Here is a 25,993-nt window from a genome sequence, read left to right as displayed (position 1 = left end):
ATAGCTACTAAGTAGTTTTTTCCCTATCAGGGACTTCCAGTCAAAAAACATCTTATAGTAGGGGCGCACAGCTAGCTGTGCGCCCCTACTCATGTACGTTGTATTTGAGATGAGCGAATCGCATAGCACCCCATATCACCGACGCTTTTTCAGATAAATACTTAGCAATATACAGGCGATCGCAATTCTATCCCAGACCAACTGTTACAGTTATAAAAGAGTCTGTAGACAAATAACTATGAGCAACTCTCCTTCAACAGAACCTCAACCTAGCTACGTCAAACTCGCTATGCGAAACATGGTGCGAAAGGGTGGAACTTCCCTAAAGCATTTTGCGTTGACTGCTGTAGGGCTTTTAGCTCTGCTTGTTGGTCTTGCTTACCTCACTCACTAACGACAAATCGTAAACCTCAGACAAGGAGACTGTGTGCCCCTGAGAGTTGAACTATATGTGGAGGAGTATTTTTATGAATTCTCCCCGACAACATCTGTAAAGATTGACGAGACTGATGCCCGAATTACTTCTGAAACTTGGGAAAACTGGTTTGATCACTGGTTGGAAATTCTTCAGCCTCAGATTCCACCAGCGCCAAGTTATGAAATTGGGCTGCGTTTGACAGATGATTTACAAATTCAAGAATTGAATGCTCAATATCGTCAGCAAAATAAGCCGACAGACGTTTTAGCCTTTGCTGCTTTAGAGGTGGATTTTCCTCAAAGCAAAGAAATGCTTGTCTCTGTCCCATTATACTTAGGTGATATTATTGTGTCTGTAGATACAGCACAACGCCAAGCTCAACAACAGGAACATAGCTTACCAACTGAGCTAGCCTGGTTAGCTGCTCACGGTTTATTGCATCTGTTGGGCTGGGATCATCCTGATGAAAAAAGTTTGGAGCGAATGTTAAAACAGCAAGTGGGATTGCTGAATGCAATAGGTATTGCTATTGACATGGAATAGCTGTGGCTGATGTATCTCTTAATGTCAATTTTGGGTAATACTTTTATAATACTTCTGTGGAAAATTGCCTAAAGATTGCCTCAAAGTTAATTCTGCCATTAAGATCGGCGAATATTCCCACTGTAGCAACTCTGTTCTTGTGTTTTTAAGTCTATGTCCCAAAAAATTTCTCCATCACCAACGCCTACCTCGTTACAAACACTAGTGTCTAACGAACGGGAATTCTCCTGGAAAGTAGCCTCTAATTTATTTGTTAGTTTTAAATATGCCTGGGCTGGAATCAGCTATAGTTTTCAAACTCAACGTAATTTTCGTATCCACGTAAGTGTTTGTGCAATGGCTATAGCTTTAAGCGTTTTTTTGCATCTGCAAGCAGTGGAAATTGCGGTAATTGGTGTAACTAGTGGTTTAGTTTTGGCATTAGAGTTACTAAATACAGCGCTTGAGTCCGTTGTGGACTTAACTGTTAAGCAGACATACCATGATTTGGCAAAAATTGCTAAAGATTGTGCAGCTGGTGCAGTGCTTATCTCGGCTTTCGTAGCGATGTTAGTAGCAGGTACGCTATTGCTCCCTCCTCTGGTAAGGTTAATTATATCGACTTTGTACAGGTGATTTGCTCCGACGTAGCCCGCACTTCTCTATGAGACGCTGCGCGTAGCTTGCTTTCACGAAGTGGTGAAGTGGTACGACAATGCTCAGTGACCACCGCAGCCATCGCCAAGTGAGCCGATAAGAGGATCAGATGTCCGATCCCCTGGAGAAGACATTATAAGCAATTTAGAATTGAACAAGTGGCTGATCGTAGAGTAGCCGCTTCATATTTACGTGTCCACTTTAGCGTTATTTTTACATCTAGCAAGCAAGCAAATAAATAAGTAGGCAAGAATAAATTAAACTATGTTACACAATGTGAAATTAATTAAATTGGTTCGTAGTAAGTGACTCTAACTCTATTTTAAGGGCTAAAGTCACTTACTACAAACCTTTAATTATTCACGCCCACTCACTTAGTATGAGATATTTATCTATGCTGTTGCAACTGATGAGTGATAGAAGCTAGGAGTTATAAACTTTGATTATAGTTATCGACAATTACGATAGTTTTACATATAATTTAGTGCAGTATCTGGGAGAATTGGCTTCAGAGTTCCCAGTGGCGAATGATATTAAAGTTTTTCGTAACGATAAGATATCCATAGATGAGATTCAGGCATTAAAGCCGGAAGCCGTAGTTATTTCTCCTGGGCCTGGTCGCCCCGAAGATGCCGGTATTTCTTTAGAATTGATTGAACAGCTAGGACAAGAGTTACCAATTTTGGGTGTCTGTTTGGGACATCAAAGCATTGGTCAAGTGTTCGGTGGTAAAATAATTTCTGCTCCAGAGTTGATGCATGGCAAAACCTCTCAAGTGTTTCACACTGGAGTGGGGGTTTTCCGGGGATTAGAAAATCCTTTAACCGCCACCAGGTATCATAGTTTGGTAATCGAACGTGAGACTTGCCCAGATGTGTTAGAAATCACCGCTTGGGTTGAAGATAACACCATTATGGGAGTGCGACACCGGAACTATCCTCACATTCAGGGCGTCCAGTTTCACCCAGAGAGTGTCCTGACATCTTCAGGAAAACAGTTATTGCGAAATTTTCTGGAACAGTTACAGTCAAGAGCATAATTAATGAAACGACGACAGTTGATGGGCTATGCTGGAGCGGGGTTGGTAACAGCTTTAGTTACTACCTTGGGTTCTGAATCTCAAGCTGACGCACAATCTAGCGGTTTATCAGTTCAGTGGTTGGGTCATACTTGCTTTCTTTTTACTGGTGGTGGTGCGAAAGTTCTCGTCAATCCATTTCGCTCAATCGGCTGTACAGCTGGGTATCGTCCCCCAAAAGTTGCAGCAGATTTGGTACTGATTAGCAGCCAACTGCTAGATGAAGGTGCTGTGGATGTACTATCGGGAAATGCAAAACTCATTTACGAACCAGGAGTTTATGAGTTTAAAGGTATTAAATTCCAAGGAATTGCCATAGACCACGATCGCAAAGGCGGTAAGCAGTTTGGCTCAAATACCGCTTGGAGTTGGAAGCAAGCCGGAATTAATATCCTACACTTAGGAGGAGCCGCTGCACCCATTTCCATTGAACAAAAAATCTTGATGGGGCGTCCCGATGTAGCATTGATTCCAGTGGGAGGCAGTGCAAAAGCCTACAATGCTGAGGAAGCAAAGCAGGCTGTTCAAGTGTTAAATCCCAAGTTAGTGATTCCGACTCATTACCGCACACAAGCCGCTGATGCTGCTAAGTGCGATCTTTCGCCACTGGATAATTTTCTGACCTTGATGCAAGGGATGACAGTGCAGCGTAGCAATGGAGATACTATTTCCATTAATCCTGGTAAATTGCCGGAAAAGGGAGAAATTCAGGTTTTGAGTTACAAGTTTTGAATAAAGGGGACTAGGGATTGGAGACTGGCAAAAAAGCAGGGGAAGCAGGGATATAATAATGACTCCTACCTCCACCTTCTGAATTCTGAATTCTGAATTCTGAACTTTAGAACGTATACCACTCTCCGGTTAGCTTATCTGCGTCGCTGATGGGGTTATCAACAGCTGTCGTTCCATCTATAGTCCAAATGGTGTCTGCACCGGCTGTCTGATCGCGCCAGTAGATGTCGGTCTTACCATCGCCGTTGAAATCGCCAAGCGATGGTGTCAAGGCCGCGTTATTAGCCGGTAAGAAAGCTTCAGTAGCAACTGTTGTACCATCCATCAACCAAGCGGTGTTCTCACCTGTGCTGCCATTGTGCCAGAAAATATCGGTCTTGCCATCGCCGTTGAAATCGCCAATTTTAGAAGTCCAGGCTGAGTCAAGTGTCTTCAGAGCACCCTCTGTGACTAAGATCCCATTCATCGTCCAAACCTTGTTTTCACCTGTTTGAGGGTTTCTCCACAGAATATCAGTCTTATAATCGCCGTTAAAATCACCAAGGGTAGGAGTCCAGGCGGCGTCTTGTGATTGCAGTGAAAGTTCAGTCTTTTGCGTACCATCCATAAACCAAGCGCCGTTATCGCCAGTTGTCGGATTGCGCCAGAAAATATCACTCTTGCCATTCCCGTCGAAATCAACAATGGTAGGAGTTAGTGCTGCGTCTGTAGTGTCTAAAACAGTTGCATTCAGAACTGTTGTACCATCCATCTCCCAAATAGCGTTCTCACCCGTTTGATTATTATGCCAGAAGATATCTGTTTTGCGATCGCCATTGAAATCGCCAATCTGAGGAGTCCAAGCTGGGTCAACACTGGTTAGAGCAGCCGAATTAGCAACTTTGGTACCATCCATCAGCACAATGGCATTCTCACCGGTTGTCTTATTGCGTAACAAGAAGTCGGTTTTGCCATCAGCATTGAAGTCAGCAATTTTGTAATCATAGGCGGATAGGTCAAATTGACCTAGAGAACCCTGTTCCAAAACTTTTGTGCCATCCATCAATCGAATGATAATCTCGCCAGTTGAAGAATTGGCCCAAACTTTGTCCGTTTTGCCATCACCGTTAAAGTCAGGAGTAATCGCTGCACTAGTTAAGTAAGGATTAGGATTGGGATTTGCTGATGTTTTAACAGGCGCAGTCACCGGTTCACTTTCTAGTGCTAGTGAAGAACTCTTACTTCCAAACCCAAAATCATAATTTAAACTCTTAAGAGAAGTTGTCAAGATTTCTGATTTTGCAAAAGAATCTGATAATAATCGAGATGTATTCAAAGCTAAAGGTGAGGAATTTTGATTTCCAGACATGGTTTATTTTTATGATTGGTTGTTATATTCTTTTAACTTTTTTTGCCAATCTCTTTCTGTAACGAAATAACATTTACCAGAGTTTCAATTTTTCTTCATAACTATTTTTTCTTTATTAATTTCACTCCTTGAATATAAATATCTGTTTGGTTTAAACTATTTCTGTAAAAATTTCAAGTTCTAGATAAGCAATTAAAAAATATCTTTTGTAATTTATATACAATCCTTTATCTAGAAAAAATGATGATTTTATCTATTTTCTTTGATATTTAAAATTTGTATCAAAAATTTCTTTGGATGTTGAACTGTTAATCAGTCAGATAAAAATATCCACACTAACCTTTTTATAAACTTAGATAGTTCTGATAATCCGTGTTTTGAGCGATAAATTTCTAACTACGAACTAGAATTTTATTTTATATTTAACTATACAGACTTACTTACAGCAGATTGCAATTTAGTGAGGTACAGATAATCGCAGGGAACATGTTGTGCCCTTACCCGTGTACTTCATTTACTTGAAATATGCTGTAAGATAGAAGCGATCGCTACATTATTCCTAATAATTTGTATAATCTTACTTTTATTTTCTTGGCGCTTTCTTAAGTATTAGCTGAATCCTGAATATTTTTTATTTTGTGAACAAGCTTAGATAAAAAATAACCTTGACCACCAGCTAGACCTAAATCTGAGCCATCCAATCTAACCCAATAAAAATCAAAAGATATAGGGTTTTTGCTGGTATTTGGATGTATTTCCCAATGCCGCCAAGTAGATAATGTAGGCTGAGTTAATTCGAGATGATAAACATAACGTTCTTGAATTTCATTCCGATAGGGAGTCATATTGTATTGATAAATACCCAATAACTCAATCATCCGAACTCCCTTAACACCAGATTCTTCATAAATTTCTCGCAGTACAGCTTCAGATGGCTCCTCACTTTCTTCAACTGTACCAGCAGGTACTTGCACGCCAGCTTCAGGAAAATCAGTATGTGTAAACACCATTAATTCATCTTTCTTGGTTACATAAGCGATCGCTTTTTTTATTATGGGTTGAGTAGACATATTTTTTACTGTGTGTTGTGAGATTTATTAAATACCAAAAATTAGATAAAATAAACGGTTATAAATTATTTCATGAATATTCTAAATTATTTGATAACAACAAGATTTCCGAGTTGTTTAAAAACTATAAAATCTAAGTGTTTCGAGATAATTGATTATTCTCCAATGATTTATAACTTGAGTGGAAACAAATATTGGTTAGAATAACTTAGATTAGCAACTATTAAGAGGCATAATCTGTGCATCTGCTAGTTGCCAAAAGTGTCAAAGAATACAATACTTTTAAAAGTACATCAACTATGCAAGCAGAATATCGGCAGCGTCGCGAGCAGTTAATGGCAAAAATTGGTGATGGGACAGCCATTTTTCGCAGTGCGCCAATGGCAGTAATGCACAATGATGTTGAGTATGTTTATCGTCAAGACAGTGATTTTTTTTACTTAACTGGTTTGAATGAACCACAAGCAGTAGCAGTGTTAGCGCCGCATCATTCAGAACATCGGTTTGTGCTGTTTGTCCAACCAAAGGATCGCGAAAAGGAAGTATGGACTGGTTATCTTTGTGGGGTAGATGCAGCAAAAGAAATTTATGGTGCTGATGAAGCGTACCCCATTAGCGAGTTAGATGAAAAGTTGCCACAGTATTTAGAAAAAGCTAGCCGGATTTACTATCACTTAGGACGCGATCGCACTTTTAACGATCAAATCCTGAGACATTACCAAAGTTTACTGCGGACTTATCCGAAGCGCGGTACTGGGCCGATCGCTATTGAAGATACTGGCCCTGTCCTCAACAGCATGAGATTGATCAAAAGCGAAGCTGAGTTGGAATTGATGCGTCAAGCAGCTGCGATCGCAACTGAAGCACACAATTACGCCCAAGAAATCGCCGCACCGGGACGTTATGAGTACGAAATCCAGGCGGAGATGGAACGCATCTTTCGAGTGCGGGGTGGCTTAGGGCCTGCTTATCCTTCGATTGTGGCTTCTGGTGTAAATGCTTGCGTACTCCACTACATTGAAAATAATCGTCAAATGCAGGATGGAGAATTACTACTAATTGATGCCGGTTGTGCTTACGGTTATTACAACTCCGATATTACGCGGACATTTCCTGTAGGGGGTAAGTTTACGCCAGAACAAAAGATGCTGTATGAGATTGTTTTGGAGGCGCAAAAACAAGCGATCGCTCAAATCCAACCAGGTAATCCCTTCAAATTAGTTCATGATACAGCAGTGCGCGTTCTTACAGAAGGTTTAGTCGAACTTGGTATTCTCAAGGGTGAAATTGATAAGTTAATTGAAGAAGAAAAATATAAACCATATTATATGCACCGCACCAGTCATTGGTTAGGTTTAGATGTCCATGATGTCGGTGTTTATCAGCATGGTGAAGACAAACCTCAAATTTTACAACCAGGTCAAATTTTGACAGTGGAACCGGGACTATATATTGTGCCGGATACCAAACTAGCAGAAGACCAGCCACAGACCGATCCGCGATGGGTTGGCATTGGCATTCGGATTGAGGATGATGTATTAGTTACACCTGGAGGACATGAGGTGTTAACTGCGGGGGTTCCCAAAGCTGTAGATGAAATAGAAAAATAAAAAATGGGGATGGTGTCTATCATCCCTAAGCTAGCTGTGGCGATAAATCGCGGCTACACGAGACTTTACCTAGAGCGAAAGCTGTTCAAGCGATATAAGTAGACAGGTGGCGATTGGAAATCGTGGCTATAGGAGACTTTACCTGCCTTCACAGGTTATTAAACCCCAATACGGTTCAGTTAAGGCTAAAACTCTTTGTCAAAGTCAATTTTTTTAACGAACCGCAAAGGACGCAAAGGACGCAAAGAGAAGGAAGAAATGTTTAACTAAACTGTATTGATATTAAACCCTTGATTTTTCTCTTAATTCTTAGTCTACGGAGGTGGACTTTGCTTGTGTAGCCGCGACTTCCAATCGCCCAATACTTTTAAAACTCAACTTCTAAAGCAAAAATTATGGTGAAAGTAGAACCAACGCCTACCTGCGAGGCTAGATTCATTTGACCTTGCAATAGTTTTACCAACCGCGAGACGATCGCTAATCCCAATCCTGTACTATCAGGAAGATAGGGACGATCGCTATAACTTACGCGAAAGTAGGGTTCAAATATCTGGGCTTGGTTTTCGGGCGCAATGCCAACTCCAGTGTCAGAAACTGCGATCGCCCATCTCTGGTTCTCCAACACCTGACACATGATAATCACAGTTCCCAACTCTGTATAACGAATCGCATTACTAATAAGATTTGTAATAATTTGTTGTAACTGAAAAGAATCTGTAATTAATTTTTCGGGAATGCGATCGCAATCAACTACGATTTGTAAATTTTTTCCCACAGCTAAAGGTTCTAACATTTCACATACGTTATCGATTAATGCACGCACATCGGTAGGTGCTAATTGGAGTTTAATCTGCCCTGCCTCATAGCGCGAAAGTTCTAGTACATCATTGATCAGATGGAGTAACTGTCTACCATTGCGTAGTACCCGCTCAATATGTTCTAAATTGGTAAAGTTGTCTTTGATATCAGTCTTTCGTCGTTGTTGGCGTAAAAACAGATCCGAATAACCAATAATCGAAGTTAGAGGATGTTTCAATTCGTGGGCTAGTTGGGAAAGATATTCTTGATTGGCGCTAATTAACCGCGTGAGTTCATCATTATGGAGCGTTAGTGATGCTTGCAACTTCTGTAATTCCCGTAAGCGTTCCTCAACATAACTCTTGAAACATCGAGCGATCGCTTCGTCTATAATAGCGTCAATCAAACGCATGGAACGAATTATCTCTGACGGGACTCCCTTTAAGAAATCTGGTTGTAGAGCATCAAATATTACTGTTCGCAGCAGATGATATTCTCTGGCAATTTCTGCTGGATCAAAACCTTGTTCGGCTCGAATCGCTCCATGCTGAAAACTGGCAGTAACCATTGACTGAATATCATTCTCCTGAGATTTTGAAAGCACTGTCACCATCGCTTTCAAAACATCAGGAATGTGATCCTTGACCGCTGTATAAGATAGGTCATCAGCACTTTCAATTCGTCTATCCTTGCGAACTGCTAAAATCCATTTATCAAGGATGGTGTCCATTTTTTCAGCCAGTAGTTGACTAAAATCCATTATGTTAAATTCAGCTAGGAGATAGATGAGTAAACTTCCATATCCAAATAGTTTAGCTACTAGAGTGGTGCCTTACCAAAATTAGTAATATCTTTCACCTACCAAAAGAAATAGATTTTACAGATTCTGTTGTTGATTAGATTCATATCCGTACACAAAAACTACAAAGTATAATATGTATCTTAAATTTCTCAATTTAAGTCTAGCAGTTAACAGCCTTGTGACTGGACTTAACAAAATTATTTAGCTCACTTTACAAGGATTTGATTCACAAGCTAACCAAAATGAGCAATTTTCTGGATTAATGAAAAGTTAGGTCAGGCAGTTGATTAAAGTAACAAAATAAACAACAACTATCAGAATAGAGATATTGTCACTGAAGTATCTATGTTAGATTATGTATATCAATGTTATAATCTACATAACTTAGTATTTACTTAGAGGAAGTCAGCCTAATCCAACAGATCACAGTACGTGATGTTGGAGCGGAGGAACCAAATTGTGGGGCGTATCTCAGAGAAAGTCAGGAGTTAGAAGTTACTTTAGTAAATATTCAACTCATAACTGATAACTTTTTTCAGAAGGGCATCTCTCAGCCCTAGCCCGTCAGCTAACTTCGTAGGCATTGAGAGGAGACTGAAGAGACGGCATTTTTATAATGTTCCGATCTCATCGGTGTCCAAGGCTGGTACTGCTCGAATTTTTTGTACCTGCACTTAAATCTGTTGAGGTCGTAAATGATATTTCAACTAAATTTAGCAGCGATCGCAGCGATCGCTGGACAAGCAACTTGGAAAAAGGCAAAACCGATTATCCTTAGAGATGTCTTCATTCTACCTGTATTAGGCTTCTTGGGAATAATTGTACTGTGGTGGATTATTGCACTTGCCAATCACGAATTGATGCCCACCCCACCAGAAGCGCTAATCGCGAATCTAGACTACATCTTAAATCCCTTCTACGAGCGAGGCCCAGGTAACTTAGGGATTGGTTGGTTGTTGATAGCAAGTCTGCGTCGAGTATTACTGGGCTTTTTGTTAGGTGCGGTAGTAGCGATACCTCTGGGGTTTCTAATTGGGATGTCCAGACGGGCAATGCTAGCGTTTAATCCGATCATTCAAATTTTTAAACCAGTATCACCTCTAGCTTGGCTACCCATCGCCTTAGCAATTTTCAACTTAGCAGATCCTTCCGCCATTTTTGTCATATTCATAACTTCCTTATGGCCGACAATTATTAATACAGCCTTAGGAGTTTCTAGCGTTTCCCAAGATTATTTAGATGTGGCACGAGTTTTGGAAATGCCGCGTTGGCGACGGATTACAAAAATAATTTTGCCTGCAAGTTTGCCGTATATTTTTACCGGCTTACGAATTAGTTTGGGGATAGCTTGGCTGGTTATCGTCGCCGTAGAAATGCTCACAGGCGGTGTTGGTATCGGCTTTTTTGTCTGGGATGAATGGAGTCGCTTAAACCTAAGTTCAGTATTTTTAGCCGTTTTCATAATTGGCTTAACTGGGTTAATTTTAGATTACGCCGTGGGTAAAATCCAAGAATTAGTTACCCATCGCCCTACAACTTCCAACTAACAAAATTCGGCTGCAATTAAAACAGCAGATACTCTGCACTGGAGCGTGAGTAATTAATCACCAATGGAGCTATAAAAATGGGTGATAATAACTGGACTCGACGAGACTTTATCAAAGGAATCGGAGCAACCACAACCGGAATAGGGTTATCTTCCTGTGCGATTTCAGGAGATAGATCCGCCAAAGGACTAACTGAAGAAGCCTTAGCTGTACAACCAGTAGTTAGATCCCAAGACCTAGAAAAATCTGACCTGACTATTGGTTACGTTCCCGTTAATGATTGTGCGCCATTTGCGATCGCCTGGAAAAAAGGCTTCTTCCGCAAATATGGTTTGAACGTCACACTTAACCGCGAAGCCAGTTGGGCAACTTCCCGCGACGGTTTAATATTTGGTCGTCTGGATGCCTCACCCGTAGTCTCTGGTGCAGTCACCAATGCCAGAATTGGTGCTGAAGGCGCACGCCACGCCCCCTTGTGTGCAGCCATGACCATCCATCGCCACGGCAACGCCATGACCATGAACAAAGCCATGTGGGATTTTGGGCTGCGTCCGTGGTACGAGTATCAAGAACAATATGGTGATGGCGCGCTAGAAGCCTTTGGGCGCGATTTCCGAGGCTACTTTGACAAGCAACCGCCAGAAGCCAAAGTTTGGGCGGTTGTTTTGAGTTCCGCAATTTACGAATACTTTGTCCGCTACATATCCGCCGCCGCTGGTGTCGATCCGTTTAAGGAGTTTCGGATCATCATCGTTCCGCCCCCCCAAATGGTAACAAACGTGCGGATTGGTGCGATGCAAGCTTACATGGTTGCAGAACCCTGGAATACACGAGCAATAACAGGTAACGAAAACATCGGCTTTACCTTCGCACAAGGTAAAGAAGTCTGGTTAGGACACCCAGATCGTTTATTGGGGGTGATGGAATCTTTCATTGACAAATATCCCAAAACCTATCGTTCCCTCGTCAAGGCGATGATTGAAGCTTGCCAATATTGCAGCAAAGTAGAAAACCGTCAAGAAGTAGCGGAACTGCTTACAGAACGTTCCTTTACAGGTGCTAGACCCAAAAAGAAAAATGCCCCTATCGCAAAATTTACAAGTCCGGGAATTCTCGGTAACTATAACTATGGCGGCTTTGACGGCAAAGACCGCACCATTAAAGCCGCTGACACCACGATTTTCTTCGATATTCCTAACAACCTTCCTAAACAGCCAGGAGAACACTCAACATTCTTATGGAGATCCAGAAGTATCTGGTTGATGACACAAGCAGCACGGTGGGGACAGATTCATAAATTCCCCAAAAATGCCGAGAAACTTGCAGAACAAGGTTGGAGAACAGATTTGTATCGGGAGATAGCATCGGAAATGGGCATCCAATGTCCCAAGGATGATTACAAGGTCGAACCACCAGAAGTATTTATAGATAAAAAAGGCTTCGACCCCAGCGATCCTGTGGGTTATCTGAATAGTTTTGCCATCAGGGCTAACGCTCCCACTCGCTTTTTCATGTCTTAAATCCCAAGCTTAAATATTGATTGACTAAATTATTTGCGGAGCATTTGATGATGGAATATACCTCATTACCTATTAATACTCAGAACAAAGTTCTGCCCCGCCCTGGATTTTTAGAAATTGAAAATTTAGTCAAGTCTTATCCGACACCTGATAAAGATAATTTTGTCGTCTTAGATGGGGTTAACCTTACGATTGATGAAGATGAATATATTTCTGTAATCGGTCACTCAGGTTGTGGGAAATCAACTCTGTTAAAGATAGTAGCTGGTTTAGAAAAAGCCACTTCCGGCTCAGTCAGGCTAGATGGACAACAAATTCGTCAGCCGGGAGCCGAAAGGATGATGGTATTTCAGAACTATTCGCTGTTACCTTGGTTAACAGTGCGAGAAAATATCCGTTTAGCCGTAGATGAAGTGTTAAAAAATGCTAATCGCTCTGAAAAAATCAGCATTGTAAATCAACACTTGGCAATGGTAAACTTGACGGCGGCGGCTGACAAATATCCCGATGAAATTTCTGGAGGTATGAAACAACGAGTAGGTATTGCCAGAGCCTTAGCAATTCGTCCCAAAATGTTGCTGATGGATGAACCTTTTGGGGCGCTAGATGCACTAACTCGTGGCAAATTAGAGCAGCAGGTATTGGATCTTTGGGAAAATAATCGTCAAGCAGTGATGATGATTACCCACGATGTAGACGAAGCAATTTATATGTCCGATCGCCTCGTCTTGATGACCAATGGTCCGGCTGCTAGTATTGGGGAGATTTTAGAAGTTCCTTTTGAGCGTCCGCGCGATCGCGCCGCCATGCGAAATTCAAAAGAGTATTTTGAACTCCGCAACCATGCCTTAAATTTCCTCGATCGATATTTTACCCAAGACGAGTAAATTAGATTATCATTTTTTTAGTGGGTAGCCTAATTCAAATTCATGAAAGCTGGATTTGGAACGGAGGAACCAATGTTTGGGGCTAATCTTATGAGAGACACCTTCCAGTCTTAGCCCGTCAGCTAACTCCGTAGGCAATGGAAGGAACCCCCAAGACTTTGGCTGTAATACAGTTATTATTGGGGTTTCCTTGACTGATTTAAGATTTGAAATTTTGGTTATCGTCACTCAATCTAAAATCAAAAATCGTTCGACTGAGCCTAGCCGAAGTCCAAAATCTAAAATTGGTCGCCCTGCTTCTCATTGCTAATTCATTTCATTAGGAGAAGTAAAGCTGTGCAAATTAAGCCAATGTTAGCACGTCTGCAAAGTGCCACAGGCCGAGATGACTTAATTGAACAAATGGTACTGTTGCCAGAACCAAACCAACCTTTTTCTAAAAAACCTCAAAAGGCGAAAGCAGTTAATCTAATTGTTGCTTATGACGCATCTCCCAACAGTCATACGGCATTAGATATTGCATTTTGGATTGCCCATCAAACGCGTTTGGCCACCAATACAGAAGTTACAGTTCAAGCCGTTTATGTGGTAGAAGATAATCACAGCAGTCAGTATCCAAATATTTTAAGCTTTCCCCAACAACAGCCTTCATTGGAATGTCAAGTCAGTGAAGTATCAAAGTCTGTCACACAGGTATTAACTCAACCCAAATTACAGACAGCGATCACTCCCCTACAACAAGCAGATATAATTCTCTGGCAAGCCCGAAGTCTGGCTGAAGAATGGCAAGGTTCCTTCAAATCTCACCTGCGGTTTGGCTCCATTGCCACAGAACTTAACAAAGTTGTTAAATCAGAAGCTGCCGATATTCTGTTTCTAGGTTGCAACTCTGTCAATCATCCGATGATTGAGGCTCTAGGTTCTAATTTTCCCTGTGCTGTTTTGGGTATTCCCAGTTCTATTGATGAATAATAACTGTTTAAAATTTCGGTAACTTTTGTCAAATTTTGCTCGTAGATAAGTCACCTAAAACTAGGTGGCTTTTTTCGCTACTATGCAACCAATTAAACTTCGCAAGGTGGGTGTGGAAAACTGATCCCGTTATATTTGAGTACAACAATTGGTAAATCAGTAGAAGAGAAGAGTAAGCAAGTTGCTCAATTTTTTGATAAGTTCGTAGTAAGCAAATTAGTCCTTATCTAGGCAGTAAAGTGCTTAGATAAGGACTATTTTAACAGATCATAATGGTTGTGGTAAGGCTACTAATAGCCAACCAAATGTAAAACGTCGCGCAGGACGCTATAACCAGCCAAATCCCAAAGCAAATAGGCAAGGAAGCCAATAGCCGCCAAACGACCATTCCAAATTTCGGCTTGGGGAGTAAAACCAAACAAAAATGCATTACGGTCTACGCCGTTGTATTCAGCTGCAACAGGTGGTAAATCAGTAGAAGAACGAGTTTCTTTAATTGCCATTTTTTTTCTCCAAAATCTAGTAGGTTTTTAAGTGTTTAATTTCTAGTAGCCAATCAGATGTAAAACGTCGCGCAGGACGCTATAACCAGCCAAATCCCAAAGCAAATAGGCAAGGAAGCCAATAGCCGCCAAACGACCATTCCAAATTTCGGCTTGGGGAGTAAAACCAAACAAAAATGCATTACGGTCTACGCCGTTGTATTCAGCTGCAACAGGTGGTAAATCAGTAGAAGAACGAGTTTCTTTAATTGCCATTTTTTTTCTCCAAAATCTAGTAACTTTTTAGGTGTTTAATTTCTAGTAGCCAATCAGATGTAAAACGTCGCGCAGGACGCTATAACCAGCTAAATCCGAAAGTAAATAAGCAAGGAAGCTAATGATTGCTAAACGACAGCTCCAGATTTCGGCTTGAGGTGTCCAGCCATACAGAAAATCATTGCGATCGCAACCATTACCTTCTGCTGCAATTATTGACAAATCTCTGTCTGGAAGAACAAGTTGTCATCTTTGGTCTTCTTAACAATTTGTTTGTTAACTTTAATATAGCTATTAATAACTAAACTGCTTTCTGCCTGTAGGCACATACTACAGGCACATAATCAACAACATATTGGTGCAGACAAATCCACCCTCAGAGGGTGATAAAAATCAAAAGATAAAGAAATGTAACTTTTTAGTCATTAAACTATAATTACAAAAAAATCAATCGTTGTGATTAAGCAATTAAAATTAAAAAGTGGGAGCCAAGAATTAGCCTGCTTTTTAACTTCATACTGAACATTTTTACAGTTAGATAATAAAATTATATCTTTTGCTGGATATGGGTTTCAGCCTTTCGAGAGATGCTTTAAATAGCTGAAGTCTACGATTCTGAGCTTAAACAGAGTTAGGTATTGCCATAGGTACAGACATAAATACATACTAAGAGTTGCTTCTCAAGAAATTCTTAATTCCCTAAATTAAAACTTAGAAGAAGGAAATCCAATGTTCCAAAGTACGGAAATCATGGTGGGACTCTATAAACCACTATTATGGTTAGCACAGGTTCCATTAGAACGCTCAAACGTCACACCAGAACAAGCATCGGTTCTCATTTCTGGGCCGCGCTTTTTTGTGGCTTTAATCTCTGGTGTGATTCTTGCCTTTGCTTTCCAATTAGTTCTAACTAATCTCTCCCTTGCAGCCGGTATTTCCTACCTGGGGCACTCATCTGACTCGGATTCAGATAATGGGGAAGTCGGAAGTTTGGGCGGCAGCATTCGCAAAATCGGTACAGCAGTAGGGATTTGGACATTACTCACTGTGACAGTCGCCTTATTAATTGCTTCTTTCCTGGCAGTAAAATTGAGCCTTGTAATTTCAGACCGAGGATTGGGAGCGATTCTCGGTTTGGTGATTTGGGGTGCTTACTTTTTGCTCCTAGTTTGGGTAAGTTCCACCACCGTAGGCTCATTAATTGGCTCAGTTGTTAATACGGCAACATCTGGGTTTCAGGCGATTATGGGGACAGCTACCGCCGCACTAGGCGCTAAAACTGTGAGTAACCAAGTGGTAGCCACAGCTGAAGCCGCCGCCGCCGCCGTCCGTCGAGAACTAGGAAGCGCCATCGACCCCGTGAGTATCCGGGAAAACATTGAAGATTATTTAGAAAAGATCCGTCCTCCAGAGCTAGATTTGTCAAAGATTCGGGGTGATTTTGAAAATTTACTCAACGATCCGCAATTAAAAGCGATCGCTGGGACTCCAGATATCCGCAACATCGACCGCCAAAAGTTTATCGAGTTAGTCAGCAGCCGCACCGATCTTTCTAAAAAAGACGTTAGCCGCATTGCCGATACTTTGTATAAAGTTTGGCAGCAGGTGGTAAGTCAACAACCACCCACCGAAGACCGTTTGGGTGAGTTAATGGATTATCTGAAATCACTTCCACCAGGACAAAGCAAAACAGACGAACTCAACGCCAAGCTAGATCGGTTATTAGCAGAAAAACGTGGTTCCAAAGAATCTGACCAAAAGCCAGCTACCGGGCCAATTCAAAGTACACTCCAGCAAGGACTATCTGCCTTAACTGGCATTGTTATGGGACGCGCAGATTTGTCTGATTTGGATGTGGAAAAAATCTTGGGTAGTCTCACCAGCGCTAAAGATAAAGTCACCGAACAAGCAGATAAGTTAGGCTTGCCAACACCATCACAACCCTATAGTCCAATTCGGGCTGATGTCGAAAACTATCTGTACAACACTTATGCTTGGCAACTGAGTCCAGAAAGAATTGCCCAGGAATTTCATGATGTCATCTACGACCCAGCAGCTGACCCTGGAATCGTCCGCAGGGAACTAGAACGACTATCCAGCAATGATTTCGCCAAAATTTTGCAACAACGGGGATTGCTTACCCAAGGTCAAATTCAGCGCATTGCAAATCAGCTAGAAACTGTCCGCCAAGAAGTGCTAATAACAGTCAGAGCTGTTGAAGAAAGAGATATCGTCCAAGACTTGCAACGCGCAGTAGAAAGTTATCTGCTCGTTACTCCGAAGGCAGATTTGACACCTGAAGGCATTGAGCAGAATTTTAAACCACTGTTGGAAGACTCAGATACAGATTATGAAACCCTGACATTGCGACTAGCGCACCTTGACCGCCAAGAAATTCGGGAGATATTGCTACAACGTAATGATGTCCAGTTATATGAAGTAGATAGCATTGTCGATGAGTTTGAAAAACAACGCGATCGCGTCTTGGTAGAATCCAAAGGACTGGCAGAACAGGCACAATATCAAGCAGAAACTCTGTGGCTAAATGTAGAATCATATCTGCGTAACACCGGAAAATCAGAATTGAATCCTGATGGCATCCGCGCCGACTTCAAAAAGCTACTGGAAGATCCTGAAGCTGGAATTAGCTCAATTCGGGCACGCTTGTCTCGCTTTGACCGCGATACCTTAGTACAGTTGTTGAGTCAGCGAGAAGATTTGAGTGAAGATCAAGTTAATCAAATCATTAATGCTACTGAAGAGTCATGGCATAATATTCGCCACACACCCCAAGCTGTAGTCGAGAAAGCTAAAGAGCAATACGACTCTGTGACGACAACGATTGCAGATTATCTCCGGAATACTGGGAAACAAGAACTGAATCCAGAAGGTATTGGGCGAGATTTGACTAAATTGTTTGAAAACCCCAAAGAGGGAGCCGTCGCACTGCGCCGTCGGTTGTCGCAGGTAGACCGGGATACACTGGTGAAATTGCTCAGTCAACGCCAAGACTTAAGTGAAGAACAAGTCAATGAAATCATTGATTCTACCCAAACTTCGATTCGTAACTTTGTGCGTGCGCCTCGTCGCCTAGCTAGCCGCACACAGCAAAGAGTAGAATCATTCAAAGGTTATTTGGAAGAGTATCTGCGCCAAACTGGCAAAGAAGAACTCAACCCAGAAGGTATCAAACGCGACTTGCAATTATTATTGCACGATCCGCGAGTTGGCGTAGAAAGTTTTGGCGATCGCCTTTCCCAGTTTGACCGTTCTACGATCATCGCCCTGCTGAAAATTCGGGAAGATATTTCTGATGAAGAAGCAGCGCGGATTGCAGATAACATGGTGTCCGTAAGGGATCAATTTGTCGAACAAGTTCGGAGCATCCAACGTGGCATTCAAGATGCAATTGATGGGGTTTTTGGTCGCATTCGTAACTATCTCAACTCCCTGGATCGCCCGGAACTTAACTATGATGGTATTAAGCGCGATGTTCGCACAGTTTTTGACGATCCCCAAGCCGGATTTGATGCCCTGCGCGATCGCTTGTCTTCCTTTGACCGTGATACCCTAGTGGCAATTATGAGTTCTCGTGAGGACATCTCTGAGGAAGATGCCAACCGGATCATCGACCAAATCGAACGGGCACGCAACACAGTATTGCAACGTGCAGAACGCCTACAGCATGAAGCCCAACGCCGCCTAGAACAGGTGAAGCATCAAGCACAGCGACAAGCGGAAGAAACCCGCAAAGCAGCAGCTACAGCAGCGTGGTGGCTGTTTGCTACAGCATTCGTCTCCGCGATTTTCTCTGCATTAGGAGGAGCGATCGCTGTAGTTTAACAAGTTGTCTCCGCTAACTTTTCAGCCTCCCAGTATGGGAGGCTTTTCTATGTTTTGTAGACTTACAATTAGAGAGTAGAGCATCCTTGGCAGGTTAAGGTCATCAACTAATTTTGTTAATAAGTAATAGTGCTTAAAAAGTCTTTAACATCAAGGCTGGAAACACAATTTTTAAAGCTAACTATGCCTACGCCTGGTTACGCCTACACGTCATATTTAGCGGATTTTATGTAAATATGCCTTTCAATATAGTCATATATGAATATTATTTACCACTCTCATCTCAGCAATTAGATAGTTGAAAACAGATTTGCTTTAATGTTTTAATGTTATTAAATATCTTGCAATCAAATTTCAGCCTGTTATCAATAAATAACCCTGTAATTTTTGCAAGTTAGTAATTATTACCTAAGTAGCAATTTCAAACAATGGAAAATACATTAATTGATAAAACCTTCCGTGACAGCAATGGTAAAATTGTTCTGGGCGAAATCCCAAACCCACCACTGATTCTTTGGATAGTTGCTAGTTTACTAACTCTAGTTTTTACAACTGGTAAAATCAATACATTATTAGACATTCTGGCAAATGGCGCCTTGTTTACTTGGGCTTGGCTGGAACTATTTCAAGGCGTTAATTATTTTCGCAGAGCGCTAGGTCTTGGCGTATTGATTGGTCTTATTGCATACCAACTTCAGTAATTATCAATACTTAGGTAACAAATAATACTGTATAAAAGGAAGTTTATAAACTTCCTTTTATGTCGAAAGTTCAAAATGTGAATAAAGTCATACTGAAATTATGACTTTCTTACACTGTGTTTTATTATTCAGCAATTTAAACTGAGAGCAATACAGCAAATCAATTAAGTCGTGTAACAAACAAAACTTCCTGTAAAGTTAATGGGTAAGAATATCTGTTCACAAACTATTGATAAATGCTGTATAAAACTCAAGAAAATAAATTGATGGAGATTTGAATATGAAACGTATTCTATTAGGTACATTACTTGCTCTCCCATTTGCAATTTCCTCCTTGCCGTCACAAGCATCAGCAGCAGAAATCATTGTTAGACCCAATGTTCATAGAGCTGTTATTGTGCATAAACCCCGTGTTGCCCGATTTGAACGAAGGTTAATTCCTGCACATTGGGAAACAGTACGACGCGGTAACAGGTGGGTTAAGGTTCGAGTTCCTGCTCGTTATGTAAATGTAAGAGTTTAATATCTAAAATAGAGGCTAACAACTTAAGTTAAGTTGTTAGCCTCTATTCGTTAAAATTTTGTTTCTAAATAAGACTCTGAAGGAAATACAAGTAGCTGACATCAGTCAACTTAATCAACATGAATATATATCAAAATTCTCAGCTTGTTAAAAAACTTTTAATCTTTATATTAGGAATTAGTTTAGTAACAGCCTGCGATTCCATTCAGGCTGAAGAAAACAGTATAAATAAAGAAAAAATCTTGATTGGTGATAATTATGGAGAACTATACGATCAAGGGAAGTTACGTACTTACTATTTTTATACCCCAAAATCTTATAATCTACACCGCCCGATGCCATTAGTTTTAGTGTTTCATGGAGATGATGGTAATGGTCGGTCTATCAGTAATGTGACTCGCTTCAATGAATTAGCAGATCAAAAAGGATTTATTGTTGCTTATCCAGATGGAATTGACCAAAAATGGAGCCTTAGAGGTAACACTCAAGGAAAGGTGGATGATGTTTTGTTTGTCAGTGCTTTGATTAATCATTTTCAGCAGCAATTTAATATTGATAGTCATAAAGTTTATGCCACCGGTTTTTCTAGAGGTGGCATACTTACCCAAGCACTGGCTTGTAAGTTACCTGATAAAATTGCTGGTTTTGCATCAGTAGCAGGTTCGCTCCCAGCTAGACTTAAACCTAATTGCCAGCCTCAAACTTCCATATCGATGTTAACAATCAACGGTACAAACGATCGCGATGTCCTTTATGATGGTGATGACCACACTCAACGAGGAGCGTTGGTTTCGGTCTCAGACATGGTAGATTTTTGGCGATCGCACGATCGATGTACCTTATCGAATGTATCTTTGAATTTTTCGGAAGATAAAGTGAAAACCGCTATCTATACAGGTTGTAGTGGCAACTCCGAAGTCTGGCAGCTAGCGGTAGTCAACGGTGGACATTTTTGGCCTGGTGGTTCTTCAACTGACAAGAGCCTAAACAAATTCAATGCCAAGCTGGGGCTGAATGCCAGTGAAACAATTTGGGACTTTTTTCAGCGTCACAGTTCATGAGTAGCTAATTTTTTAAACACCATTTTGCTTAAACCATGCCAAGAGGCGTTTCCAACCATCCTGAGCTTCTTTCTCACGGTAGGAGGGACGATAATCGGCAAAAAATGCGTGGGCTGCATTGGGATAGATGATGATTTCAGATTTGCTGCTACTGGACTGTAAGCGATCGCGCATCTGCTCTACTGTATCAAGAGAAATACCTGTATCCTTCCCACCATAGAGTCCGAGAATGGGGACTGTTAGTTTTGATGCAATATCGACGGGATACTTGGGCTGAAGTTCGGTAGCATCGCCCACGAGTCGCCCATACCAAGCTACACCAGCCTTTACTTGGGGATTATGTGCTGCATATAACCAAACAATACGACCGCCCCAACAGAAACCTGTAATTCCCAACTTCTCGCCATTACCCTTAGCTGACTTCTTTGCCCAGTCTACTGTGGCATCAAGATCGGATAATACCTGGGCATCTGGTACTTTGGCGACAATTGGACGAATTTCGTTTATGCTGCTTAATTTCGAGACATCGCCTTGACGGATGAATAATTCCGGTGCGATCGCTAAGTACCCTAATTGGGCAAAGCGACGGGTAATATCCTGAATATGCTCGTGTACACCAAATATTTCCTGAATTACCAGGACGATAGGGAAATTGTCACCAGTAGCAGGTGCTGCTCTATAGGCAGGAATTTCGCCATCTTTAACAGGAATTTTCACCGCACCAGCTACCAACCCCTTGGCATCGGTGGTAATGACTTCGGCAGAAATGGGTTGCACTGCTAAGGCAAAACCCGTCGCCACGGTGGCTGTTGCGATAAATTTGCGGCGTGTTATTTCTTTCATCATCTCTACCTTGAATTGGCGAAAACTTTTATTCTTTGTTATACGTACAGTACTACGACAACAAATACTACAATGTCTGAATCAGTTTACCGTAATATTAGCTTTGTTTGGTGTCTAAGCATTCTTTTTCGGTGGCTGTTGTCACGCAAAGGTCGGACATATTGGCAAAGAAAAGCCACAAGATTAAACAATTTTCTATGCTGAGTTCCCTTATAGTTAGGTGCTTGTATGGTCAAATGCGCGGTAGGGTAGGTGTACAAATCTCACAGCCGAAAAAAGTGCTTCTATCTCAACCCCAGCAAGCATTTCACCCCACCAATGCCCAATTTTAATTCGCGCAATCTCTGAAATGTTTACAATAAGTAGGTTTCAGCCTATCTACTTTTCCTAACTGATTAAAAAATGGGCGAACTGGGAGTAACAAATCTCCAAAAGTGCATGTAAGATTAGTTATTAAATTACATTTTTTGCTAAGTATAAAACGGGAGCAGTCAGCAGAGAAGCTATGACAGCACAAGAAATTGTTGGGGGTGGTAATGTTCGGCTTTATCTTGAAGAAACAGGCAATCCCAAAGGTAGACCAATTCTGTTTATCCACGGCTTTTCCCAGAGTCGATTGACATGGCGTAAACAATTTAACTCCAGCCTTGCAAACGAATTTCGCTTGCTTGCTTTGGATTTGCGAGGTCACGGATTGTCTGAAAAACCCCGCGATGTGTATGGAGATTCCAAATTGTGGGCAGACGATATCCAGGCAGTAATTACCACCTTGGGGCTAGAGCGTCCGGTATTGAGCGGTTGGTCTTACGGTGGGGCAATCATTAGCGATTACGTGCGAATCTATGGTGATGCCCAACTGGGTGGAATTCATTTTGTTGGTGCTTTGACAAAACTGGGTGATGAACTGGTTCCACTGCTAGGAAAAAACTTTGTTGCCCTCATTCCGGGCTTTTTCTCAAACGAGGTGACTGCAAGTTCCGAGGCACTGCAAAAACTGGTGCGGCTGATTACGAAAAAAGAACTGCCACCATCCGAGTTCTATTACACCTTGGGATACAACACAATTGTGCCACCCTATGTGCGCTACTGTTTACTATCGCGTTCCCTTACTAACAATGACCTGTTACCGACCCTCAAAACTCCCGTTTTAATTACTCATGGCGAACTTGATGAAATTGTTCTGCTAGAAGCAGCCCAAGAACATGCCAAACTGATTGCTCATGCCCAGCTATCCGTTTATCCAAATGTCGGTCATGCTCCTTTTTGGGAAGATAGCGATCGCTTTAATCGGGAGTTATATGATTTTATGAAAACTAATTTCTAGAACCCATTTTAAAGATTTTTTAGCTAGCTAGCAGCTAGTCTTTTGAGCATCAATCTAATAAAACAAAGCTTGAGCTTGGGAGTGATTCACCCAGGTTCCATTGCGTTAAATTATTGTCGTTATCTTGAGATTTTTTTTTGTCTTTGATATTCAGCTTTTGAATTTTTCGGATGGAATTACGAATACAATTTGCTCAGGAACCAGTTAATCGTTGTTCAACTTGGTTGTAAATCAAATGAATTAACAGAATGTTTAAACAAGCTTAGATATTTCGTAGAATAGCTTGTTTACTCATTCCCACTAATTCATCTACAATTGCCAAGGCATCTGCATAACGTCCTTCCAAAATACTCTTTTTGAGGTCTATTAGTTCTTGCGTCATTTTTTCACCGCCTACCTGCTTTCCAATCTTCTCCACCGACTAGCTGAGTTAAAGTTTCAGCCACAACTGCGGGTAACTCCTTAGCTGAATAGGAATAAGTTAGCGCCAAAAACTTCAATGCAGTCTGAATAATTTGGTTCCTATCCACTATTTCAACCAGTTGGAATTGATTATATGCTCCATTGATTACTTCATCGCTGGCATCAGCGATCGCATCTTCAATCACTTCCTCTTCTATAAAGTTCTTCCACTCACCTAAATTAATATAGGAAGATTTTTTACTATCTTTGATATTAAGACTTTTAATTTACCGGATTGAATTACGAATAGAATTTGCCCATGAACCAGTTAATCGTTGTTCTACTTGATTCTTAATCAAATGAATCAGCATAATCCTTAAATAAGCTTGGATATTCCGCAGAATAGCTTGTTTACTCATGCCTTCTAATTCGTCTACAATTGCTAAGGCATCTGCATAACGTCCTTCCACAATACTTTTTTTGAGGTCTATTAGTTCTTGCGTCATTTTTTCACCGCCTACCTGCTTAAGTAGTATATAAAAATCACCTATACTTTATTAATAGCAGAGTCTCTTAGCTGCCATTAATAAAGTAGTATTGTTCATTTATTCGCCTGTATCACTTGCAAACTTCCACCTGCATATAAAGTAGACTTACTCACTTCAAAGCCAGTCTTAGCTAACAACTCAGCTAAATCAGTTTTCAGTAATTCCCAAGCTGTTTCCGTCTCAAACAACAACAAAAACACCGATATACCAGGCCAAAACATCGGATTTGTCGGAGCGTGAAAATCCACCAGCGTAAACACTCCTCCTGGTTTCAGCACCCGATAAACTTCATTAATAATTTTTCGTAATTGCTGAGGCTGCATCTCGTGTAATGCAATGCTGGTATGCACCAGATCAAACAAATTATCTGGAAATGGCATCTTTTCAGCAAAAGCTTCTATGTATGAAGCTTCCGGTACATTTAGCCGCGCCCGTTGCAAAGACTTGGGTGAAGCATCCAATCCTGTTACGTTTTGTGAAGTTTTTACTAAAAACTCCGTTGTTTGACCACTGCCGCAACATAAATCTAAGACTTGAGTATCTGAGTGAATTGTTAAGCCTTGCAAAGCAAGTTGCCGAAAACGGGCTTCACCACCTACACTTAAGGCTGCTAAACGAGAGATACCATCATATAACCACTGATAGCGGTAACTCCAATCTCTTAAAATTGTTGCCATTGCATATTTCCTTGCTATTAAGCTTTATATTTAATAAAGATATATTGTTAACATTAGTAAAAAACCTGAAAAGATTGGGGGAAAGTAACTGCTATGGGTCGTGTAGGCGTCTTATTACTCAATCTCGGTGGCCCTGATAAGCTAGAAGATGTTGGGCCGTTTTTGTACAACCTATTTTCCGATCCGGAAATTATTCGCCTACCATTTCGCTGGTTGCAAAAGCCCCTAGCCTGGTTTATTGCCTCAAGGCGAATCAGAACATCTAAAGAGAATTATAAGCAAATCGGTGGTGGTTCCCCACTGCGGAGGATCACAGAAGCGCAAGGGGAAGCCCTAAAAGAACAGTTGGGTTATTTGGGACAAGAAGCCAATATCTACGTGGGAATGCGTTATTGGCATCCGTATACAGAAGAGGCGATCGCACAAATTACCCAAGATAAGGTAGAACACCTGGTAATATTACCACTATATCCCCAGTTTTCTATCAGTACCAGTGGTTCCAGCTTCCGGCTTTTAGAAAAGCTTTGGCAAGAAGATCCAAAACTTCAACCTATTGATTACACTGTCATTCCTTCTTGGTACAAACAACCAGGCTACCTCCAAGCAATGGCGCAACTCGTAGCCCAGGAAATTGAGCAATTCCCTAACCCGGATGATGTTCATATATTCTTCAGCGCCCACGGCGTTCCGAAAAGCTACGTTGAAGAAGCAGGCGACCCTTACCAGCTGGAAATTGAAGAGTGTACTGCATTGATTATGCAGACTCTCAATCGACCCAATACCCACACCTTAGCTTACCAAAGTCGTGTAGGCCCAGTAGAATGGCTTCAACCCTATACTGAAGATGCCCTCAAAGAACTAGGCGCACAAGGCGTGAAAGATTTGGTTGTCGTGCCAATTAGTTTTGTCTCAGAGCATATCGAGACACTACAAGAAATTGATATTGAGTATCGAGAAGTAGCCGAAGAATCAGGAATTCACAACTTCCGCCGCGTACCTGCTCCCAATACCCATCCAGTATTTATTAATGCACTAGCTGAATTAGTAATTGATGCGCTGAAAAACCCCAGTTTCAAGCTTTCGCAAGCTGCCCAAATGAAAAAAATGGTCAAGATGTATCCTCAAGAGCGTTGGGAATGGGGTCTGACAACTAGTGCTGAAGTATGGAATGGTCGGATTGCGATGCTGGGTTTTATTGCCTTAATCGTAGAGTTGATTACCGGTCACGGCTTCTTGCACATGATTGGGCTTTTGCAGTAAAGGGTATTGGGGATTGGGGATTGGGGATTGGAAAACTCTTCCCTTGTACTCCCGTCCTTTGCGCGTCTCCGTTAAGAGAAGTTCTGTACCCT

At 41.4% G+C, this 25,993-nt stretch carries 24 protein-coding genes, 2 pseudogenes and 2 riboswitches; of the genes and pseudogenes, 16 read left to right on the top strand and 10 right to left on the bottom strand.

Annotation, left to right across the window (positions count from 1 at the left end):
• The first annotated feature begins 238 nt into the window (after positions 1-238).
• From NLP_RS01090 to NLP_RS01070, 5 genes are all read left to right on the top strand, one after another.
• On the top strand, positions 239-394 hold the full coding sequence (locus NLP_RS01090; RefSeq protein ID WP_104904774.1) for a DUF3285 domain-containing protein: 156 nt from the start codon (positions 239-241) through the stop codon (positions 392-394).
• A gap of 39 nt (positions 395-433) precedes the next feature.
• The gene (gene ybeY / locus NLP_RS01085; protein ID WP_104909726.1) at positions 434-961 is read left to right on the top strand and encodes an rRNA maturation RNase YbeY; all 528 of its coding nucleotides are present in this window, start codon (positions 434-436) and stop codon (positions 959-961) included.
• A gap of 153 nt (positions 962-1,114) precedes the next feature.
• Positions 1,115-1,576: a diacylglycerol kinase gene (locus NLP_RS01080; RefSeq protein WP_104904773.1), complete on the top strand. Its 462-nt coding sequence runs from the start codon at positions 1,115-1,117 to the stop codon at positions 1,574-1,576.
• Positions 1,577-2,036: 460 nt separating this feature from the next.
• The gene (locus tag NLP_RS01075) at positions 2,037-2,636 is read left to right on the top strand and encodes an anthranilate synthase component II (protein ID WP_104904772.1); all 600 of its coding nucleotides are present in this window, start codon (positions 2,037-2,039) and stop codon (positions 2,634-2,636) included.
• A 3-nt stretch (positions 2,637-2,639) separates the two neighbouring features.
• Positions 2,640-3,407, top strand: coding sequence for an MBL fold metallo-hydrolase (locus NLP_RS01070; RefSeq protein WP_104904771.1), 768 nt, complete (start codon positions 2,640-2,642; stop codon positions 3,405-3,407).
• A 106-nt stretch (positions 3,408-3,513) separates the two neighbouring features.
• On the opposite strand, the gene NLP_RS01065 is transcribed toward NLP_RS01070, so the two are convergent.
• Complete coding sequence (locus NLP_RS01065; RefSeq protein WP_104904770.1) at positions 3,514-4,755, bottom strand: FG-GAP repeat domain-containing protein; 1,242 nt, start codon at positions 4,753-4,755, stop codon at positions 3,514-3,516.
• Positions 4,756-5,357: 602 nt separating this feature from the next.
• Positions 5,358-5,825, bottom strand: coding sequence for an NUDIX hydrolase (locus NLP_RS01060; RefSeq protein ID WP_104904769.1), 468 nt, complete (start codon positions 5,823-5,825; stop codon positions 5,358-5,360).
• A gap of 299 nt (positions 5,826-6,124) precedes the next feature.
• On the opposite strand from NLP_RS01060, the gene NLP_RS01055 reads away from it, so the two are divergent.
• A complete protein-coding gene (locus NLP_RS01055) occupies positions 6,125-7,435 on the top strand; it encodes an aminopeptidase P N-terminal domain-containing protein (RefSeq protein WP_104909725.1) in 1,311 nt (436 codons plus the stop codon).
• A gap of 367 nt (positions 7,436-7,802) precedes the next feature.
• Here NLP_RS01055 and NLP_RS01050 read toward each other — a convergent pair whose 3' ends face one another.
• Complete coding sequence (locus tag NLP_RS01050) at positions 7,803-8,993, bottom strand: sensor histidine kinase (protein ID WP_104904768.1); 1,191 nt, start codon at positions 8,991-8,993, stop codon at positions 7,803-7,805.
• 439 nt (positions 8,994-9,432) lie between these two features.
• Positions 9,433-9,633, top strand: a riboswitch (cyclic di-AMP (ydaO/yuaA leader).
• Positions 9,634-9,730: 97 nt separating this feature from the next.
• Between NLP_RS01050 and ntrB the strand changes: the two genes are divergently transcribed.
• The 4 genes from ntrB to NLP_RS01030 all read left to right on the top strand — a co-directional run bounded on the left by ntrB (position 9,731) and on the right by NLP_RS01030 (position 13,961).
• Entirely contained in the window at positions 9,731-10,582 is an 852-nt protein-coding gene (gene ntrB / locus NLP_RS01045; protein WP_104904767.1) for a nitrate ABC transporter permease, read from the top strand.
• A gap of 77 nt (positions 10,583-10,659) precedes the next feature.
• Positions 10,660-12,102 carry an ABC transporter substrate-binding protein gene (locus tag NLP_RS01040; RefSeq protein WP_104904766.1) on the top strand — a complete coding sequence of 481 codons (1,443 nt, stop codon included), beginning with the start codon at positions 10,660-10,662 and terminating at the stop codon, positions 12,100-12,102.
• 50 nt (positions 12,103-12,152) lie between these two features.
• On the top strand, positions 12,153-12,989 hold the full coding sequence (locus NLP_RS01035; RefSeq protein ID WP_104904765.1) for an ABC transporter ATP-binding protein: 837 nt from the start codon (positions 12,153-12,155) through the stop codon (positions 12,987-12,989).
• 16 nt (positions 12,990-13,005) lie between these two features.
• A riboswitch (cyclic di-AMP (ydaO/yuaA leader) is annotated at positions 13,006-13,141 on the top strand.
• 199 nt (positions 13,142-13,340) lie between these two features.
• Positions 13,341-13,961, top strand: coding sequence for a universal stress protein (locus tag NLP_RS01030; protein WP_104904764.1), 621 nt, complete (start codon positions 13,341-13,343; stop codon positions 13,959-13,961).
• Between the two features lie 290 nt (positions 13,962-14,251).
• Here NLP_RS01030 and NLP_RS01025 read toward each other — a convergent pair whose 3' ends face one another.
• Genes NLP_RS01025 through NLP_RS01015 form a run of 3 tightly spaced genes read right to left on the bottom strand, consistent with a single transcriptional unit; the run spans position 14,252 to position 14,941 of the window.
• A complete protein-coding gene (locus NLP_RS01025; RefSeq protein ID WP_104904763.1) occupies positions 14,252-14,464 on the bottom strand; it encodes a high light inducible protein in 213 nt (70 codons plus the stop codon).
• Positions 14,465-14,506: 42 nt separating this feature from the next.
• Positions 14,507-14,719: a high light inducible protein gene (locus NLP_RS01020; protein WP_104904762.1), complete on the bottom strand. Its 213-nt coding sequence runs from the start codon at positions 14,717-14,719 to the stop codon at positions 14,507-14,509.
• A gap of 42 nt (positions 14,720-14,761) precedes the next feature.
• On the bottom strand, positions 14,762-14,941 hold the full coding sequence (locus NLP_RS01015; protein ID WP_104904761.1) for a high light inducible protein: 180 nt from the start codon (positions 14,939-14,941) through the stop codon (positions 14,762-14,764).
• A 507-nt stretch (positions 14,942-15,448) separates the two neighbouring features.
• Here NLP_RS01015 and NLP_RS01010 point away from each other — a divergent pair.
• From NLP_RS01010 to NLP_RS00995, 4 genes are all read left to right on the top strand, one after another.
• Positions 15,449-18,562, top strand: coding sequence for a hypothetical protein (locus tag NLP_RS01010; protein ID WP_104904760.1), 3,114 nt, complete (start codon positions 15,449-15,451; stop codon positions 18,560-18,562).
• A 428-nt stretch (positions 18,563-18,990) separates the two neighbouring features.
• Positions 18,991-19,263: a hypothetical protein gene (locus NLP_RS01005; protein ID WP_104904759.1), complete on the top strand. Its 273-nt coding sequence runs from the start codon at positions 18,991-18,993 to the stop codon at positions 19,261-19,263.
• A gap of 280 nt (positions 19,264-19,543) precedes the next feature.
• Entirely contained in the window at positions 19,544-19,786 is a 243-nt protein-coding gene (locus NLP_RS01000; protein WP_104904758.1) for a hypothetical protein, read from the top strand.
• 119 nt (positions 19,787-19,905) lie between these two features.
• On the top strand, positions 19,906-20,847 hold the full coding sequence (locus NLP_RS00995; protein ID WP_104904757.1) for an extracellular catalytic domain type 1 short-chain-length polyhydroxyalkanoate depolymerase: 942 nt from the start codon (positions 19,906-19,908) through the stop codon (positions 20,845-20,847).
• Between the two features lie 12 nt (positions 20,848-20,859).
• On the opposite strand, the gene NLP_RS00990 is transcribed toward NLP_RS00995, so the two are convergent.
• On the bottom strand, positions 20,860-21,690 hold the full coding sequence (locus NLP_RS00990) for a dienelactone hydrolase family protein (protein ID WP_104904756.1): 831 nt from the start codon (positions 21,688-21,690) through the stop codon (positions 20,860-20,862).
• Positions 21,691-22,195: 505 nt separating this feature from the next.
• Here NLP_RS00990 and NLP_RS00985 point away from each other — a divergent pair.
• Entirely contained in the window at positions 22,196-23,014 is an 819-nt protein-coding gene (locus NLP_RS00985) for an alpha/beta fold hydrolase (RefSeq protein WP_104904755.1), read from the top strand.
• Between the two features lie 127 nt (positions 23,015-23,141).
• On the opposite strand, the pseudogene NLP_RS00980 reads toward NLP_RS00985, so the two are convergent.
• From NLP_RS00980 to NLP_RS00970, 3 genes and pseudogenes are all read right to left on the bottom strand, one after another.
• Positions 23,142-23,396, bottom strand: a pseudogene (locus NLP_RS00980) (hypothetical protein); the annotation flags it as partial.
• A gap of 4 nt (positions 23,397-23,400) precedes the next feature.
• A pseudogene (locus NLP_RS00975) lies at positions 23,401-23,922 on the bottom strand (DUF29 family protein).
• A gap of 95 nt (positions 23,923-24,017) precedes the next feature.
• On the bottom strand, positions 24,018-24,641 hold the full coding sequence (locus tag NLP_RS00970; protein WP_104904754.1) for a class I SAM-dependent methyltransferase: 624 nt from the start codon (positions 24,639-24,641) through the stop codon (positions 24,018-24,020).
• A gap of 93 nt (positions 24,642-24,734) precedes the next feature.
• On the opposite strand from NLP_RS00970, the gene hemH reads away from it, so the two are divergent.
• On the top strand, positions 24,735-25,901 hold the full coding sequence (hemH, locus tag NLP_RS00965; protein ID WP_104904753.1) for a ferrochelatase: 1,167 nt from the start codon (positions 24,735-24,737) through the stop codon (positions 25,899-25,901).
• Positions 25,902-25,993: the final 92 nt, after the last annotated feature.

It is taken from the genome of Nostoc sp. 'Lobaria pulmonaria (5183) cyanobiont', assembly GCF_002949795.1.
GTDB lineage: Bacteria > Cyanobacteriota > Cyanobacteriia > Cyanobacteriales > Nostocaceae > Nostoc.
Note: the sequence above shows the minus strand (reverse complement) of the source record. Positions and strands in the feature narration are given on the sequence as shown.

Coding starts and splice junctions, on each gene's coding strand:
- NLP_RS01090 (WP_104904774.1), top strand. CDS start 239: ATGAGCAACTCTCCTTCAACAGAACCTCAACCTAGCTACGTCAAACTC.
- NLP_RS01080 (WP_104904773.1), top strand. CDS start 1,115: ATGTCCCAAAAAATTTCTCCATCACCAACGCCTACCTCGTTACAAACA.
- NLP_RS01070 (WP_104904771.1), top strand. CDS start 2,640: ATGAAACGACGACAGTTGATGGGCTATGCTGGAGCGGGGTTGGTAACA.
- NLP_RS01065 (WP_104904770.1), bottom strand. CDS start 4,755: ATGTCTGGAAATCAAAATTCCTCACCTTTAGCTTTGAATACATCTCGA.
- NLP_RS01060 (WP_104904769.1), bottom strand. CDS start 5,825: ATGTCTACTCAACCCATAATAAAAAAAGCGATCGCTTATGTAACCAAG.
- NLP_RS01055 (WP_104909725.1), top strand. CDS start 6,125: ATGCAAGCAGAATATCGGCAGCGTCGCGAGCAGTTAATGGCAAAAATT.
- NLP_RS01050 (WP_104904768.1), bottom strand. CDS start 8,993: ATGGATTTTAGTCAACTACTGGCTGAAAAAATGGACACCATCCTTGAT.
- ntrB (WP_104904767.1), top strand. CDS start 9,731: ATGATATTTCAACTAAATTTAGCAGCGATCGCAGCGATCGCTGGACAA.
- NLP_RS01040 (WP_104904766.1), top strand. CDS start 10,660: ATGGGTGATAATAACTGGACTCGACGAGACTTTATCAAAGGAATCGGA.
- NLP_RS01035 (WP_104904765.1), top strand. CDS start 12,153: ATGGAATATACCTCATTACCTATTAATACTCAGAACAAAGTTCTGCCC.
- NLP_RS01030 (WP_104904764.1), top strand. CDS start 13,341: ATGTTAGCACGTCTGCAAAGTGCCACAGGCCGAGATGACTTAATTGAA.
- NLP_RS01025 (WP_104904763.1), bottom strand. CDS start 14,464: ATGGCAATTAAAGAAACTCGTTCTTCTACTGATTTACCACCTGTTGCA.
- NLP_RS01020 (WP_104904762.1), bottom strand. CDS start 14,719: ATGGCAATTAAAGAAACTCGTTCTTCTACTGATTTACCACCTGTTGCA.
- NLP_RS01010 (WP_104904760.1), top strand. CDS start 15,449: ATGTTCCAAAGTACGGAAATCATGGTGGGACTCTATAAACCACTATTA.
- NLP_RS01005 (WP_104904759.1), top strand. CDS start 18,991: ATGGAAAATACATTAATTGATAAAACCTTCCGTGACAGCAATGGTAAA.
- NLP_RS01000 (WP_104904758.1), top strand. CDS start 19,544: ATGAAACGTATTCTATTAGGTACATTACTTGCTCTCCCATTTGCAATT.
- NLP_RS00995 (WP_104904757.1), top strand. CDS start 19,906: ATGAATATATATCAAAATTCTCAGCTTGTTAAAAAACTTTTAATCTTT.
- NLP_RS00990 (WP_104904756.1), bottom strand. CDS start 21,690: ATGAAAGAAATAACACGCCGCAAATTTATCGCAACAGCCACCGTGGCG.
- NLP_RS00985 (WP_104904755.1), top strand. CDS start 22,196: ATGACAGCACAAGAAATTGTTGGGGGTGGTAATGTTCGGCTTTATCTT.
- NLP_RS00970 (WP_104904754.1), bottom strand. CDS start 24,641: ATGGCAACAATTTTAAGAGATTGGAGTTACCGCTATCAGTGGTTATAT.
- hemH (WP_104904753.1), top strand. CDS start 24,735: ATGGGTCGTGTAGGCGTCTTATTACTCAATCTCGGTGGCCCTGATAAG.